Genomic DNA, 14,438 nt, shown 5'->3' with positions numbered 1-14,438 from the left:
GTTCCACCTCCCAACACTCTTGGAATTTCCCATGGACAACATCGCCAGCAAGGTCGTATTGATCACCGGCGCCAGCAGCGGCATCGGCGAGGCCACCGCCCGGGTGCTCGCCGCGCACGGCGCGACCGTCGTGCTCGGCGCCCGCCGCATCGACAGGCTCCAGGCCCTCGCCGACGGGATCAACGCCAACGGCGGCACCGCCGTCGCCCGTGCACTGGACGTGACCTCGCGGGAGGACGTGCAGGCCTTCGCCGACCATGCGCTGGAGCGCTTCGGACGCATCGACGTGCTGGTCAACAACGCCGGCGTGATGCCGCTCTCGCCGATCGCCGCGCTGAAGCTGGACGAATGGGACGCGATGATCGACGTGAACATCCGCGGCGTGCTGCACGGCATCGCCGCCGTGCTGCCGGCGATGCAGTCGCGCGAGCAGGGCCACGTGATCAATGTCTCGTCCATCGGCGGGCTGTACGTGATGCCCACCGCCGCGGTGTATTGCGCCACCAAGTACGCCGTGCGCGCGATCTCGGACGGGCTGCGGATGGAAAGCGACACGGTCCGCGTCACCTGCGTCTACCCCGGCGTCGTCGAATCCGAGCTGGCGCACAGCATCACCCATGCCGAAACGGCGAAGGCGATCGATGCGTTCCGCCGGGTCGCGCTCAAGCCCGAGGCGATTGCCCAGGCCATCGCCCACGCCATCGCGCAGCCGGCCGACGTCGACACCACCGACATCGTGGTCCGCCCGCTCGGGAGCCCGGCATGAGGCCGGCACCCGCTGCCGCGCGGGTGGCGGCGCCGCTCCTGCTGGCGCTGGCGGTGGCCGGCACGTCCGCCGACACCGGCGACCGGACCGCCGCGAACGCCCGCCTGGTGCGCGAGGCGTTCGAAGACTGGCGGCAGGGGCGCGGAAGCGTCTTCGAACTGCTGCACGAGGATGTCGTCTGGACCGTCGCCGGCGCCAGCCCGGTGTCGGGGACCTACGCCTCCCGCCAGGCGTTCCTCGACCGCGCCGTGCAGCCGATCCATGCCCGCCTGGCGACGCCGATCACGCCGGTGGTCCGGCACCTCGTCGCGCAGGACGACGCTGTGGTGGTGCTCTGGGAGGGCAGCGCGACGACCCGTGAGGGCGGCGGGTACGCCAACCACTACGCTTGGCACATGGAATTCGCGGACGGGAAGGTGGTGCGGGTCACCGCCTTCCTCGACACCTGGGCGCTGGACCGGCTGATGGACGGATCGCCGGGCTCGCCCTGATCGATCCGCCCCGCGTCAGATCGCCTGCCCACCCGACACCTCGATCCGCTGCGCATTCACCCAGCGGTTCGCCTCGCCCAGCAGGCCCGCGATCATCGGCCCGATGTCGTCGGCCACGCCCACGCGGCCCAGCGCGGTGATGCTGGCCAGGTGCCGGTTGATCTCCGGGTTGTCGCGCACCACGCCGCCGCCGAAGTCGGTCTCGATCGCGCCCGGCGCCACCGTGTTGACCGCGATGCCGCGCGCGCCGAACTCCCTGGCCATGTACAGCGTCAGCGTTTCCACCGCGGCCTTCGCCGCCGCGTACGCCGCATAGCCGGGATACGCGAAGCGGGTGAGCCCGGTCGACAGGTTGACGATACGCCCACCGTCGGCGAGCAGCGGCAGCAGCGCCTGGGTCAGGAAGAACACGCCCTTGAAGTGCACGTTTACCAGCCGGTCGAACTGCGCCTCGGTAGTCTCCGCGATCGGCGCCACGTCGCCGTGGCCGGCGTTGTTGACCAGATGGTCGAAGCGGTCGCACTGCCAGGTCTCGCGCAGCGCGGCGCGCACCCGTTCGACGAAGTCCGGGAACGCCGACACCTCGCCGGTGTCGAGCTGCAGCGCGACGGCCTTGCGGCCCAGCGCGGCGATCTCGGCGACGACGGCCTGCGCCTCGTCGGCATTGCTGCGATAGGTGAGGAGGACGTCGCCGCCCTGGCGCGCGACGTGGACGGCGGTGTTGCGGCCCAGGCCGCGGCTGGCGCCGGTGATGAGGGTGATCGTGGACATGCGATGGGTTCCTTTCGTTGGGAGTCAGGCCGGGAGGAGGGATCCGGACGCCGCACAGCGTCCGCCTCGGCCCCGCCCGGCAGTTGCCGGAACCTCGCAATGACTTGCCCGATCCTCCAGATCAATGCGCCAAGACGCCCGAAAGCGCTAGTCTGTCCGCATGACCACCTTGCTCGATGCTGTCCGCCACCACGCCGACGCCCAAGCCGGCGACGACGGCCTCGCCCCCACCCCCATCCCCGGCCTGATGGCCGTGCGCGCCGTCGCGCCCAGCGACCTGATCCACGACGTCCAGCGCCCGCTGGCCTGCCTGGTCCTGCAGGGCGGCAAGCGCGTGACCGCCGGCGCCCGCTTGTTCGAGTTCGCCGCCGGCGACTCGCTGCTGGTAACCGCCGACATCCCCACCGTCAGCCAGATCACCCGCGCCAGCGCCGCCGCGCCGTACTACTCGCTGGTGCTGGAGCTCGACCCCGCGACGATCGCCGACCTGGTCGCACAGATGGCCCCGCCCGCCATCGCCGACCACGCCCCGCTGCGCGTCGACCCCACCGAAGCCGAAACCGCCGACGCCGCCCTGCGCCTGATGAAGCTGCTCGACCGCCCCGAATCCCTGCCCGTGCTGCAGGCGCAGCTGCTGCGCGAGATGCACTACTGGCTGCTCGCCGGCCGCCACGGCGACGCCATCCGCAAGCTCGGCTGGCCCGACGGCCACGTGCAACGTGTCGCGCGCGCCGTGCACGTCCTGCGCCGCGACTACGCCAGGCCCATCGCGGTCGAGCGCCTGGCCACCATCGCCGGCATGAGCGCCTCGTCGTTCCACCAGCACTTCAAGGCCGTCACCTCGCTGTCGCCGCTGCAGTTCCAGAAGCAGCTGCGCCTGATCGAAGCGCGACGGCTGATGCAGTCGCAGGGCGCGAGCGCGAGCAGCGCAGCCTATGCGGTGGGCTACGAGAGCGTGCCGCAGTTCACGCGCGAGTACGGAAGGATGTTCGGCAAGTCGCCGGCGGCGGATGCCAGGGCCGCGGTGGTCAGGCTGCAGGCATCGGCGGTGAGCCGCGAAGCCGCTTCGGCTTGAACGGATTGCAGGACCTGTTCACTGGCGGGCGGACCGCCGTGCGCGTCTTCCATCGTTGCGTTGCGCATTCGCGCGACTTTGCGCGAACTCCGGGAAGACCTCCGCCATCGGCATCGCATCGGGCAGGATGTAGAACACCCCGCCGCGCTCGAACGTCGGACGGATGATCCGCTCGTAGAACTCGGGCGAGACGTTGATGCAGCCATGGGTGACGCGGTTGTCGTCCGGCGAAGGCGATGCGAGGCGCTCGGCGCGCTTCTCGGCCGGAACGCCGGTCGCGGTCGGGTGGATGGAGACCGCGGAATCGTAGTCCACCCACAGCACGCGCCCGGCGTCGATTGACGGACCGAAACCGCCTACGAAGCGACCCGCAGGCGTGGTGCGATCCCGGCCCGGGATCTCGCGAAGCGCGAGGCCGGCGATGCCGGGGGCCGTATGGTCGCCGGTCGCCGAGCCAAAGAGCGCAGGCGCCGCGCCGCGAAGCCGGCCGTCGCCGCCGAACACCAGGATCTGTGCGGCGGCCTTGTCCATGACCGCGAACGGATAGCCCTGGCTATCCTTGGCTGCGACCACCCAGCCCGCGAGCCCGGTCACCGTAGCGGACACCTCCTGGCCTCGCGGAAGCTGGTCGACCGCGGTGACCGGTTGCGCGGAGGCATCCCTGGCGCCGGCCACGCCGAAGCCCGCGAACGCCAGCGCCAGCGCGACATGAACGACCCGGATCGCAGGGCGCGCGCGCGTACGGATGCGCGGTTCCCTGGAACGAGGGCTGGATGAAGACAGGGAGACCGGATGGCCGGCAAAGGCCACCGGGTCCCGGTTCAGGCCGTTCGTCACGAAGTGTGCAGGAACGATTAGCCGCGCGGCGCGCGGCGCGGCGCCGCTTCGAGCTGCTGGACGCGACCTTCGATCTGATCCAGCCGCTGGTTGGCCTGCTGCGCGGACTGATTGGCAGATTCGGCGCTCTGGGCCGCGCTCTGCACCCTCGTGTCGAGTTGATCCAGGCGCGAGTTGATCCCTGCAAACTCGTCGTCATAGGTCGCACAGGCGGCAAGGCCCACGGTGGCGACGATCGCCACGCCGAGCGTACGCACCAACACCAGCTGTTGCTTGGTCAGGAACATTCCGATCCTCCTTCGTCCGGGGTCTCGGAATATAGCGGCCTTTCCTTCGACGCCATGATCCGCATTCAGCTGGAATTGGAGTACGTCTGCGGGTTGTGAAGGCGCGGCAACCCGGGGGAGTTGCGGCTTGAATCCATCGCTTTGCGCGGAAGTTCGCAGCATTTGATCGACGATCACGACCTTGTCCACAGTCGCCGATCACCACCCGGGATGAACGGCAGACCGTGACAACTGGCCGTTTTGCACCGACCAGGCTTCAGGGACTTCTTCGACGCCTCCCGGTTCATCGGCAAGGAAAGCCGTACCGGTCCCTCCCATGCGTCCAGCCGAGGGATTCGGCCCCGCCCTGCGCCATCAATCGTCCAGGGCATCCGGCTTTTTCAATGCCTTCTTGTCTTCCGCGGCAAGGCGACGCTCGAGCTTCCTGACGTCCTCTTCCGGCGGCAGGTCTTCGGGACGGATGCCGCGTCCGAGCAGCGTCTGGCGAACCGCCTTGTTGTTCGAGACATGTTCCTGCGAGATTTCGGACTCGCTTCGCATGCGCTGTTCGCGTGAGTTGTGGATCGTGATCTCGGTGGCGAAATCCTTGGCCTTGAGGATCAGGGTGGGGGCGAAATCGGCCAATGGCCGGCTGGCCGGCACTTTCCAGCGCGCCTTCATGTCCTGCGTGTTGCGGCCGAAGAGCGCATGGTCGCCCTTGCTGCGGATCAATGCGAAATCCTGGTTGCCGCCGGTCTGCTGGAAGATGACGCCGGACAGTTCCTTTTCGGTTTCGCTCAGCTTGCGACGCGCCTGTACCCGCTCCGCCTCCAGCAGCCGCTGTTCGATCAGTTCGGCGCGGCGCGTCTGCAGCGCAAAGTAGGTCTGAGCAAATGCGATCTCCTGTTTCCGGGGATCGCCGTTCTGGGCGACCAGATAGCAGGCGTAGCGCGTGAGCATGATGTCGTCCACCTCGCGCTGGCTGCCAGAGCCCAGGCCAACCATTTTCCCGACGTCGGCAAAATGGTCCGGGACCGCATGCCCGGACACTTCACACGCTGTTTTTGCCTTGGAAACAACGTTCAGGAAGTTGTCCCACTTGCTGTATCCCAGCAGGTGCTGCAGATCGCGGGCCAACCAGAACTCGACGCCACCCTCTGTGCGATTGGCATGCGCCTCGAAGTTCTGCGTCAGGCTGTGCACCAGATCCTTCTTCATCCTCCACCTCCTTCCATGGTTGGTTGCAACGCGGGATCCCAGCGTACCGTTTCCGACCCCAACCGCCGCCCCAATCCGGACCACCGGCTGGCATGCCGTGCCAGCGCGTCGCGGAGAACCTCGGCGCTTCCTGCAACATGCAGCTCGCGCCGCGCGCGGGTGATGCCGGTGTAGACCAGCTCGCGCGACAGCACGCGATTGGATCGCGCGGGGAGCAGCAGCCAGACGGTGTCGAACTCGGAGCCTTGCGCCTTGTGCACGGTCATGGCGAAGGCGCTGTCGTGGGCGGGCAGCGCGGCGGGGTGGAAGGCGCGCGGGGCATCGGGCTGGTCGCCGGGAAACCAGGCCATCAAGGCGCCGTTCGCATCGCGCTGGCAGATGCCGATGTCGCCGTTGAACAGGCGGTGGCGGTAGCTGTTCTCGGTGACGATCAGCAGCTGGCCGTGAAAATGCTTGTTTGAAGCGGGGCGGCTGCCGCGGCGGCTGGGGCCGGCGAGCAGCTCTTCGATGCGGGCGTTGAGGGTGCGGGCGCCCTGGGGGCCTTCGCGGACGGCGGTGAGGATGCGCAGGCGGCCGGCAAGCGCGAGCGCCTGCGCGGGGGTGGCGGCTTCGGCCAGCGATTGCCAGTGGGCGAGCAGTTGGTCGCGGTGCGTCTGCAGCGGATCGGCGAGGGCTTCGTGGAAGTGGACGTTCGACAGGGTGCCGCTGCGGAGCAGGGACAGGGCGGTGTCGGAATTGCCTTCGCGGACGGCGGTGGCGAGGGGGGCGAGGTGCAGGGATTCGTCCTGGCGCCAGCCGCGCTGGAGGTGGATGCGGCGGGCGGGGAAGGTTGGGGTTGCGGCGTTCCGGGGAATGTCGGGGTTCCCTTCTTCGCGGTGATTCGGGAGCAAAGACGCTGGGTCCCCGCCTTCGCGGGGATGACGGCTTTGTTCGCGGGGATGACGGTTCAGCAGCGGCTGTAGGGCGGTGGCATCTTCGGCAGTGATGCGTTCGCCGTTGCCGACGGCGCGGAGGATGCCGGAAAGGACGTCGCCGGCTTCGACCGAGGGGAGCTGGTCGGGGTCGCCGAGCAGGACGAGTTTCGCGCCGTCGGCGACGGCGTCGACCAGTTTGGCCATCAGCGGCAGGTCGATCATCGAGGCTTCGTCGACCACGACGACGTCGAACGGCAGCGGGTGGTCGGCGTGGTGGCGGAAGCGCGGGGAGTCGGGGAGGGTGCCGAGCAGGCGGTGCAGGGTGGTGCCGGTGGTGGGCAGCTGTGCGAGCAGCTCGGGGGCGATGCCGGCGGCAGTCAGCGACTGCAGGGCATTGCGGACGCTGTCGGCCATGCGCTCGGCGGCGCGGCCGGTGGGGGCGGCGAGGGCGATGCGCGGGGCAGGCTTGTGGTCCTGCAGCGCCTGGGCGGCGAGGAGGACCAGGAGGCGGGCGATGGTGGTGGTCTTGCCGGTACCGGGGCCGCCGGTGATCAGGACGAGGTTGTGGCGGAGGGCGGTGGCGGCGGCGAGGGCCTGGCGGTCTTTGCCGGGGACCTGCGGGAAGAGTTGTGCGAACAGCGGCGCGAGGACATCGAGACCGACCGCGTCGGGGGCGTGCACGCCGATGCGCTGCAGGCCGAGCGCGAGGGCACGTTCGTATTCGCGGTAGCGGCGCAGGTAGAGCAGGTCCGGCGCGCCATGCGCGCCTTCGAGCACCAGCGGTGCCTGAGTATCGGACGGCTGCACGGGATCGACGGGCGCGGCGACCCAGCGCGAGGCGGCGAGCTGTCGCTGCCAGTCGCCGGCATCGGGCCAGGCGATGGCGGGATCGTCGCCGTCGAGCAGGTCGCGCGCGCGGTCGAGCTGCAGGCCGGCATGTCCCTTCGACACGGCGAGCGAGGCGAGGGCGGCGGCGGCCAGCACGGCGTCGGGCGTGGACGGGTCGAGACGGCGCAGGCTCTGCGCGAGCGCGTGGTCGAGGGTGCGCAGGTGGCCGCCGCGGAACAGGGCATCGAGCAGGCTCACGCGGCGACTCCTTCCGCTCGGCCTGCGAACAGGGCGTCGAGCGCGTGCACGAGCTGCGGCGCGTAGCGATGCGCGAAGATGCCCTTCGATGGATCGCCCGCGGGGTCGAGGCCGCGGCAGAAGAGGTAGCGGATGCCGCCGAAGTCGCGGGCGTAGTCGTAGCCGCCGTGATCGGACGCGCTGCCGAGGCGGAAGCGCAGCCAGCGGTGCAGGGCGACGGTGTAGATCAGGGCCTGCAGGTCGTATTCGCTGTGCGCCATGGCGGCGGCGAGCTGCGCGGCGTCGTAGCGCGGCAGGCGGTTGGACTTGTAGTCGAGCACGTGCCAGCGGCCGCCGTGCACGTAGGTGAGGTCGATCTTGCCGGTCATCAGGCCTTCGAGCCGGCGGCGCAGGCCGAAGCCGCGGCGCTCGCGCACCACGCCGTGCGCGTGCAGCAGGTCGAGCAGCGCGGGCACGGACGTGGGCTGCATGGCGAAGTGGAATTCGATCTCGGCGCGGCGCTCGTGTGCGCCCAGCGCGTGCAGGGCGCCGCCTTCGGGCAGGGCGACGGTGAGCGTGCGGCCGACCAGCGAGACGAGCAGGGCGAGGCCATCGTCGAGGTCATCGCGCGCGTAGCCTTCATCGCGCAGCGCCTTCAGCAGCGGCGCATCCTGTCCCTGTGGCGCGGGATCGCCCTCGCGCCAGCCGGCCCAGGCGGCGAAGTCGGCCGTCTCCAGCGCGGCGTGCAGGACATTGCCGAAGCGGCTGCCGGAGAAGCGCGGGTCAAAGGCGTCGCCGGCGGCTTCAACGGGAAGTTCCGCGTCGATGGCTTGCGCCGGTTCGTCCGAGGCCGCGCCGATGTCCTCGGTGGCCGCGGCCTCGGTGTCGTGCTGGCCGTCGGCGTGCGCGAGCTGGGTGAAGCTGTAGACCCACCAGTCCGGCGCGATGGGGCGGGCGGCGACGCGCGCCGGCGGCACGATCGCATCGCGCTCGACCGGCAGGCGCGGTGGGGCGTCCTCGGCCGGGCCTTCGACGATGCGGATGCCGTCGCTGCCGCGCAGCGCGTCGAGGTCCGAGAGCAGCGGTGCGAGCCGCGTGTCGTTGAACTCCTTCAGGTCGCCGGCGGCGATCCACAGCGCATGTTCGGCGCGGGTGAGTCCGACGTAGAGCAGGCGCGCGTCCTCGGCCGCGCGCTCGGCGGCGGCGCGGGCTTCGACGGCGGCCCAGGCTTCGTCCTTCGCGACCTTCCAGCACAGCCTGCGCTGCGTGCCGTCGTGCATGGCGTGGTGGCGGGCGGTGCTCGGCGGCTTGCTGCCGATGCCGGAGAACGGCAGGTAGACCAGCGGATACTCCAGGCCCTTGCTCTTGTGCAGGGTGACGATCTGCACGCGGCGCGCGTCGGATTCGAGCCGCAGCAGCTGGGTGTCGTCGTTTTCGTCGGCGCGCGCGATCTGCAGCTGCAGCCAGTCGAGCAGGCCGTGCAGGCCCAGCGCCGCGCCGGCGGCTTCCTGCAGCAGTTCGCCCAGCTGCAGGTAGTTGGTGACGCGGCGTTCGCCGTCGAACAGCGCCAGCAGGCGTTCGGCCTGCCCGGCGCAGAGGTCGGACACCAGCGCGAACGGCCCGCCGCGCTGCCAGCGCTCGCGCCAGCGCAGCAGCGCGTCCTGCGCGGCGCGCAGGGCGTCGCCGTCGTGGTCGAGGTTGGCGATGGCGGCCGCGTCGAAACCGAGCAGCACGGTGGACAGCGCGGCGCGCAGGCGTCCGTCGTCGGCCGGCTGCAGCAGCGCCAGCAGCAGCAGGCGCAGGTCCTGCGCCTCGGGCGTGGCGTACAGGCTCTGCTTGCCCGCGGCGACCGCGGGAATGCCGGCCGCCGCCAGCGCCAGCTGCACGCGCGTGGCCTCGCGATGCGTGCGCACGAGCACGGCGATGTCGCCGGGCTGCACCGGCTGGCCGTCGATCAGCGCGCGCCCGGCGCGGGCATCGGACAGCACGCGGTGGATGTCGGCGACGCAGGCGGCGGTGACGGCCTCGCGCGAGGGATCGGCGTTGAGCGGCACGCGGTCTTCGCCATGGACCAGGCGCACGGTGAGCGCGGGCGCCGCCGCGCCGTCGCGCAGGTAGTCGGCGTCGTCGCGCCGGCCGCCGGGCAGGACCGGCTCGAAGGCGATGCCGTGTTCGACGAAGGCCTCGTCGCCGGCGTTGGCGTACAGCGCCTCGATCGCGCGCAGCAGCGACGGGCGCGAGCGGAAGTTGTGCCGCAGGCGAGGTGCGACAGAGGCCGTGTCCTTCGCCTGCAGATACGTCTGCACGTCGCCGCCGCGGAAGCCGTAGATCGCCTGCTTGGGATCGCCGATCACGAACAGCGCCGGTTGCTCGCCCGCCTCGCGCACTTCCTCCGAATCGCCGAACACGCGGCGAAAGATCGCCCACTGGCGCGCATCGGTGTCCTGGAACTCGTCCACCAGCGCGACGCGGTACTGCCGGCGCAGCTGCGCGACCAGCCGCCGACGATGCGGGCCGTCGAGCGCGGCGGCGACGCCGTCGATCAGGTCGTCGTAGGTCTGCAGCCGGCGCTGGCGCTTGAGCAGGGCGACGCGCGCACGCGCCTCGTCGCGGATGCGGTGCAGCAGCGCGACGCGTCGTGCGACGCGCCAGGCCTCCATCGCGTCGTCCGCCTCGCACCAGGCCTGCAGGAGATCGAACAGGGGCGACGCGGGCAGCTCGGCCTGCCGGCCGTCCTTGCAGTAGCCGAGCTGCTGCGCCGGCAGCAATTTTTGCAGGTGGGTCTTGTCGCTGCGCGGCCAGTGGCCGGCCGCGCGGCCCTTGCGCAGTTCCTCGAAGGCCTTGTCGAAGCTGGCGCGGCGCGCGCGGCGGCCGTCGAACACCTTGGCGTCGAAGGCCTTGCCGATGGCGGCCCGGGCGTCGTCGAGGTGCGCGTCGATGGCCTGCGCGAGCTGCGCGGTGGCCACGGCGGCGGCGGCGCGCGGATCGTCGGCGTCGTCATCGACCACCGGCAGCAGCGGCAGGTCGCCGAGCAGCGCACGCAGGTCGCCGGCGAGCGCCTCCGGTCCGCGCCACAGCGCGGTCAGCGCTTCCAGTGCGTCGGCATCGTTGGCGTGTTTGCGCCACAGGTCGGCGGCCACTTCGGCGTGCAGCGGCTGCAGGTTGGCGAGCAGCTCCGGCGCGTCGAAGGCGTGGCCGCTGTCGATGGCGTGCTCGGAGAGCACGCGTGCACAGAAGCCGTGGATGGTGAAGATCGCGGCGAGGTCGATCTCCTCGGCGGCGATGGCCAGTCGCCGCGCCAGCTGCGCGGCGGTTTCGTCGCCGGCCTGCAGGCGGCGCTCGAGGATCGCGCGGGTCAGCGCGGTTTCGTGGTCCTCGCCCTCGCCCGCCGCCGTGCCCGCGATGCGCGAGGCCAGTTCGAGCCGTTCGCGGATGCGGCGGCGCAGTTCCTGGGTGGCGGCGTCGGTGAAGGTGACCGCGAGGATCTGGCCGATGCGCAGCCGCCGTTCGACCACCAGCCGCGTGAACAGCGTCGCCAGGGTGAAGGTCTTGCCGGTGCCGGCGCTGGCCTCGATCAGCTGCACGCCGTCGAGCGGAAGGCGCAGGGAGTCGTCCTCGTGGAGTTCGACGACGCTCATGCGGCATCGTCCTGTGCGGCATCGCCGCTGGCCATGCCGGCGCAGACCGCGGCGAACACGCGCTGGCAGGTATCGACCAGCGTGTCGTAGTCGGAGGCCTCCGCGAACGGATCGCGCCCGCGCAGCGCGAGCCGCATGCTGTCGGACGTCGCTTCGCCCCAAGCATGGTCGTTGCCGTGCCAGGCGTCGAAGGCGGCGCGGCGCATCCTGTCGTCATTGGATGCATTCCAGATCGCCCAGCCGGTGCGCGGGCCGTACAGCAGCGGGGCGCGCAGGCCGGCGCGGCGCAACTGCAGCAGCGTGCGCAGCGCGTCGCGCGCGGCATCACTGGCGAGCGCGGGCGCGGCATGCGGGCCGACGCCGTCGTCCCCGTGGAACTGCACCAGCGGCAGCGCGGCGCCCGCGGCGTTGGCCAGCAGGCGGTCGAGGCCGCTGCGGATCACGGCCGGGCCGCCCGGCTTGCCGGGACGCAGCACGGCGATGCCGTGCGCATGCACATCATTGATGCGGCCGCGCAGGCGGAGGCCGTCGATCTCGACCTCGTGCTCGACGGTCGCGCCTTCGCTGCCGCCGCGCCAGTGGCGGTAGGCGTCGACATAGGCGCGCATGTCTTCGAGCAGCGCTTCGAACTGGCGTTCGCCCAACGCCCCGGACGGCAGCAGCGCGCGCGCGCGCAGGCGCGCATGCAGCGCGTGCTCCTCGCCCTGCAGCAGCGCCTCGGCCACGGCCTGGCGCAGGTGCAGCGCGTCCAGCCCGCGCGCGGGCAGCAGCAGCGGCTCGATGTCGTCCGACACTTCGATGCCGTCGGGCAGGCGCAGCGCGAGCCGGTGGCGCAGGAATTCCCCTGCCGGATCGGTGAAGAACTTCTTCAGCGCGTCCAGCGAAAGTTCGGTGCCGACGTCGTCTTCATCGCCGGGCAGGTGGCCGTCGATCCATGGCGCCAGTCGCGCGCGCGCCACCGCCGTCGCACCGGCGGCGGGATGCCACTGCCCGCGATAGCTGAAGCGGCGCGGGTCGTCGCCGCCGAACGCGGCCGGCGAGAACGGCTGCAGCGGATGGCGCACGACCATCTGTTGCTTCACCGCAGCCGGATCGGCGTGGTAGCGCGCGGCGGCGTCGAGCAGTTCGCTGACCAGCACCGAGGGTTCGCGCACGCTGCCGTCGCGCGGATCGGCGCCGAGGTAGCTGAGGTAGAACACGTCCTGCGCGGCGGCGAACAGCTGCAGGAACAGGAAGCGGTCGTCCTCGCGCAGCGAGCGGTCGCCGGGGCGGCGCTTGTCGGTGCCGAGTTCGGCAGTGAGCCGGCTCAGGCCCGCGGCGGGATCGCGGCGCGGATAGTCGCCGTCGTTCATGCCGAGCACGCAGATGACGCGGAACGGCAGCAGCCGCATCGGCACCATGCGGCCGAAGCTGATGCCGCCGGTGAGCAGCGGCGCGCGGGTGTCGGCCTGCGCCAGCGCGGCGGCGAAATGCGCGCGCACGACTTCGGCCGGCACCGCGGCGTCGAAGCCGGCGTCGGCGGCATGTTTCGCGAATTCCTCGATCAGCTTGCGCAGGCGGTCGAGCGCGCGCCGGGCGGCGGGATCGGTCGGTTCGGCGGGCAGCAGCGCCTTGAGCAGGTCGAGCAGGCGTTCGCGCCACTGCGCGGGCGGCATCGCCTCGCCCAGCGCCTTCTGCTGGCGCGCCAGCGTGCGCAGCAGGCCGAGCAGGGTGTCCAGCGCATCGAGCGCGCTGCCTTCGAGCTCCGGCCACGGCGCGACGACCTGGCCGCTGGCGGCGGCGATGGCGTCGTCGTCGCCGAGGGCGTGGCCGAGCAGCAGGCGGTCGAGCGCGAACTGCCAGGTGTAGGCATCGTCGGCAGGCGCGTCGTGCGCGGCGCGATGGCGGGCGTCGAGCGCCCAGCGCGCGCCGGCGGCCTGCAGCCAGCCGTGCAGGCGCTCGATCGCCGCAGCGTCGAGGCCGGCGGCGGCGGCGATCGGCGCGCTGGCGAGCAGGTCGAGGATCTCGTCCAGGCCGAAGCGCGACAGCGGCAGGCCGAGCAGGCGCAGGAACACTTCGGCCAGGGGTTCGTTGGCCAGCGGGCTGGTGTCGGCCAGGGCGTAGGGCAGGTGTTCGCCCTCCCCCCGCCCGCCGAACACGGCTTCGAGGTAAGGCACGTAGGGATCGATGTCCGGCGCCAGCACCGCGATCTCGCGCGGCTGCAGCGGCGGGTCGAAGCGCGGATCCTCGAGCAGGCCGCGCAGCTGGTCGTGCAGCACCTGCAGTTCGCGCAGGCGGGTGTGGCAGGCGTGGACCTGCAGGCTGGGGTCGTCCCTGCGCAGGGCGGGCAGCCGCTCGCCGGAAGGGTCGGCGCGACGGTGGAACAGGTCGCGCTGCAGCCGGTGCAGGAGGCCGTCGGACAGGCCGCCTTCGGCCAGCGTCGGGCGCGCGTCTTCTTCCGGATCGGCGTAGGCGGCGATCTCGCCGGACGGATGCACCACTTCATAGCTGCCGAGCACCGCCATGAAGTCGCGGCCGGCCGCGCCCCAGGCCTGCAGCAGGCGGTTCTCGCCGGTCGCCTCGCCGAAGGGGTCGGCGTCGCCGGCGCGCAGTTTCCCGGCCAACGTCTGCAGGTCGCCCCAGTAGGCCCGGGTCGGCGTGGGCAGGTAGAAGTGCAGGGTGCCCGCGCGCGCCTGCGTCGCCATCACCCGCAGCACGTCGGGCGAGACGTTGAGGGTGGCGAAGGCGAACACGCGCGGCGGCAGGCCCTTGGGCAGCGGCCTGTCCGCGCCCTCGAAGCCGTCGAGGTAGCGCTGGATGCGGCGCGCGCGGTGGGCGCCGTCGCCGGCGACGCGGCGCCAGAGGATCGCCTGCGGATCATCCGGGTCGGCGCCGTCTTCCCAGCGCAGCAGCCAGTCGCGGCGCCAGGCCTGGTATTTCTCGAACACGTCGGCGAGTTCGCCGGCCAGCGACCATGGTTTCAAGGGATCGGGCTGTCCTGAAGCCGCGCCGGACAGGTAGGCGGCGAGCTGCGCCATCGCCGGGCGCGCCACCAATGTCGGATCGGCCAGCGCGGCATAGAGCCGCCAGTGCAGCGCGGCGGCGTCGAGGTCGTCGGCGTCCTCCGGCCCCGGACCCGGTCCGGGATTGGCATCCAGCGCGCGGCGCACGAACTCGCCGGGGGTCAGGAATTCGAGGTTGGCGGCCACGCCGTGGCGCTCAGCCAGGGTCGCCTGCAGCCAGCGCCGCATCGCCACCTGCGGGATCAGCACCGTGTCCGGCGCCAGCAGCGACGCGCCCGGCGCCGGCGTGCGCAACGCCTCCGCCAGCAGGCCGGCCAGCACTTCCAGCGCGTTGGCGTGGTACAGGCGGAAGTCGGGGACGGCGCTGGGCATGGTCGCGGGCATTGTGCCGCAGC

The 14,438-nt window shown here is 71.5% G+C and carries 10 protein-coding genes; 3 read left to right on the top strand and 7 right to left on the bottom strand.

Features of this window, described 5'->3' with window-relative positions; all coding sequences use genetic code 11:
- Positions 1-31 precede the first annotated feature (31 nt).
- Positions 32-766, top strand: coding sequence for an SDR family oxidoreductase (locus FQY83_RS04680; protein WP_146385571.1), 735 nt, complete (start codon positions 32-34; stop codon positions 764-766).
- On the top strand, positions 763-1,257 hold the full coding sequence (locus FQY83_RS04675; RefSeq protein WP_146385569.1) for a nuclear transport factor 2 family protein: 495 nt from the start codon (positions 763-765) through the stop codon (positions 1,255-1,257). Before FQY83_RS04680 ends, FQY83_RS04675 begins: the two co-directional genes overlap by 4 nt.
- Before the next feature lie 15 nt (positions 1,258-1,272).
- Here FQY83_RS04675 and FQY83_RS04670 read toward each other — a convergent pair whose 3' ends face one another.
- A complete protein-coding gene (locus tag FQY83_RS04670; protein WP_146385567.1) occupies positions 1,273-2,028 on the bottom strand; it encodes an SDR family NAD(P)-dependent oxidoreductase in 756 nt (251 codons plus the stop codon).
- A 160-nt stretch (positions 2,029-2,188) separates the two neighbouring features.
- Here FQY83_RS04670 and FQY83_RS04665 point away from each other — a divergent pair, with 160 nt between their 5' ends.
- Entirely contained in the window at positions 2,189-3,103 is a 915-nt protein-coding gene (locus FQY83_RS04665; RefSeq protein WP_146385565.1) for an AraC family transcriptional regulator, read from the top strand.
- 18 nt (positions 3,104-3,121) lie between these two features.
- Here the strand turns inward: FQY83_RS04665 and FQY83_RS04660 are convergent, their stop codons facing one another.
- The 6 genes from FQY83_RS04660 to recC form a co-directional block, all read right to left on the bottom strand.
- Complete coding sequence (locus FQY83_RS04660) at positions 3,122-3,805, bottom strand: L,D-transpeptidase (protein WP_146386316.1); 684 nt, start codon at positions 3,803-3,805, stop codon at positions 3,122-3,124.
- A gap of 152 nt (positions 3,806-3,957) precedes the next feature.
- Positions 3,958-4,227 (bottom strand): hypothetical protein, encoded by a 270-nt coding sequence (locus FQY83_RS04655; protein ID WP_146385562.1) that lies wholly within the window; start codon positions 4,225-4,227, stop codon positions 3,958-3,960.
- 354 nt (positions 4,228-4,581) lie between these two features.
- On the bottom strand, positions 4,582-5,424 hold the full coding sequence (gene dinD / locus FQY83_RS04650; RefSeq protein WP_146385560.1) for a DNA damage-inducible protein D: 843 nt from the start codon (positions 5,422-5,424) through the stop codon (positions 4,582-4,584).
- Positions 5,421-7,424 (bottom strand): exodeoxyribonuclease V subunit alpha, encoded by a 2,004-nt coding sequence (recD, locus tag FQY83_RS04645; protein WP_146385558.1) that lies wholly within the window; start codon positions 7,422-7,424, stop codon positions 5,421-5,423. The genes dinD and recD overlap by 4 nt, the downstream gene beginning before the upstream one ends.
- Positions 7,421-11,041 (bottom strand): exodeoxyribonuclease V subunit beta, encoded by a 3,621-nt coding sequence (gene recB, locus FQY83_RS04640; protein ID WP_146385556.1) that lies wholly within the window; start codon positions 11,039-11,041, stop codon positions 7,421-7,423. The genes recD and recB overlap by 4 nt, the downstream gene beginning before the upstream one ends.
- Complete coding sequence (gene recC, locus FQY83_RS04635) at positions 11,038-14,415, bottom strand: exodeoxyribonuclease V subunit gamma (RefSeq protein ID WP_238333408.1); 3,378 nt, start codon at positions 14,413-14,415, stop codon at positions 11,038-11,040. The genes recB and recC overlap by 4 nt, the downstream gene beginning before the upstream one ends.
- Between the last annotated feature and the right edge of the window lie 23 nt (positions 14,416-14,438).

The sequence above is a fragment of the Luteimonas marina genome (assembly GCF_007859325.1).
In the GTDB taxonomy this organism is placed as follows: Bacteria; Pseudomonadota; Gammaproteobacteria; order Xanthomonadales; family Xanthomonadaceae; genus Luteimonas; species Luteimonas marina.
Note: the sequence above shows the minus strand (reverse complement) of the source record. Positions and strands in the feature narration are given on the sequence as shown.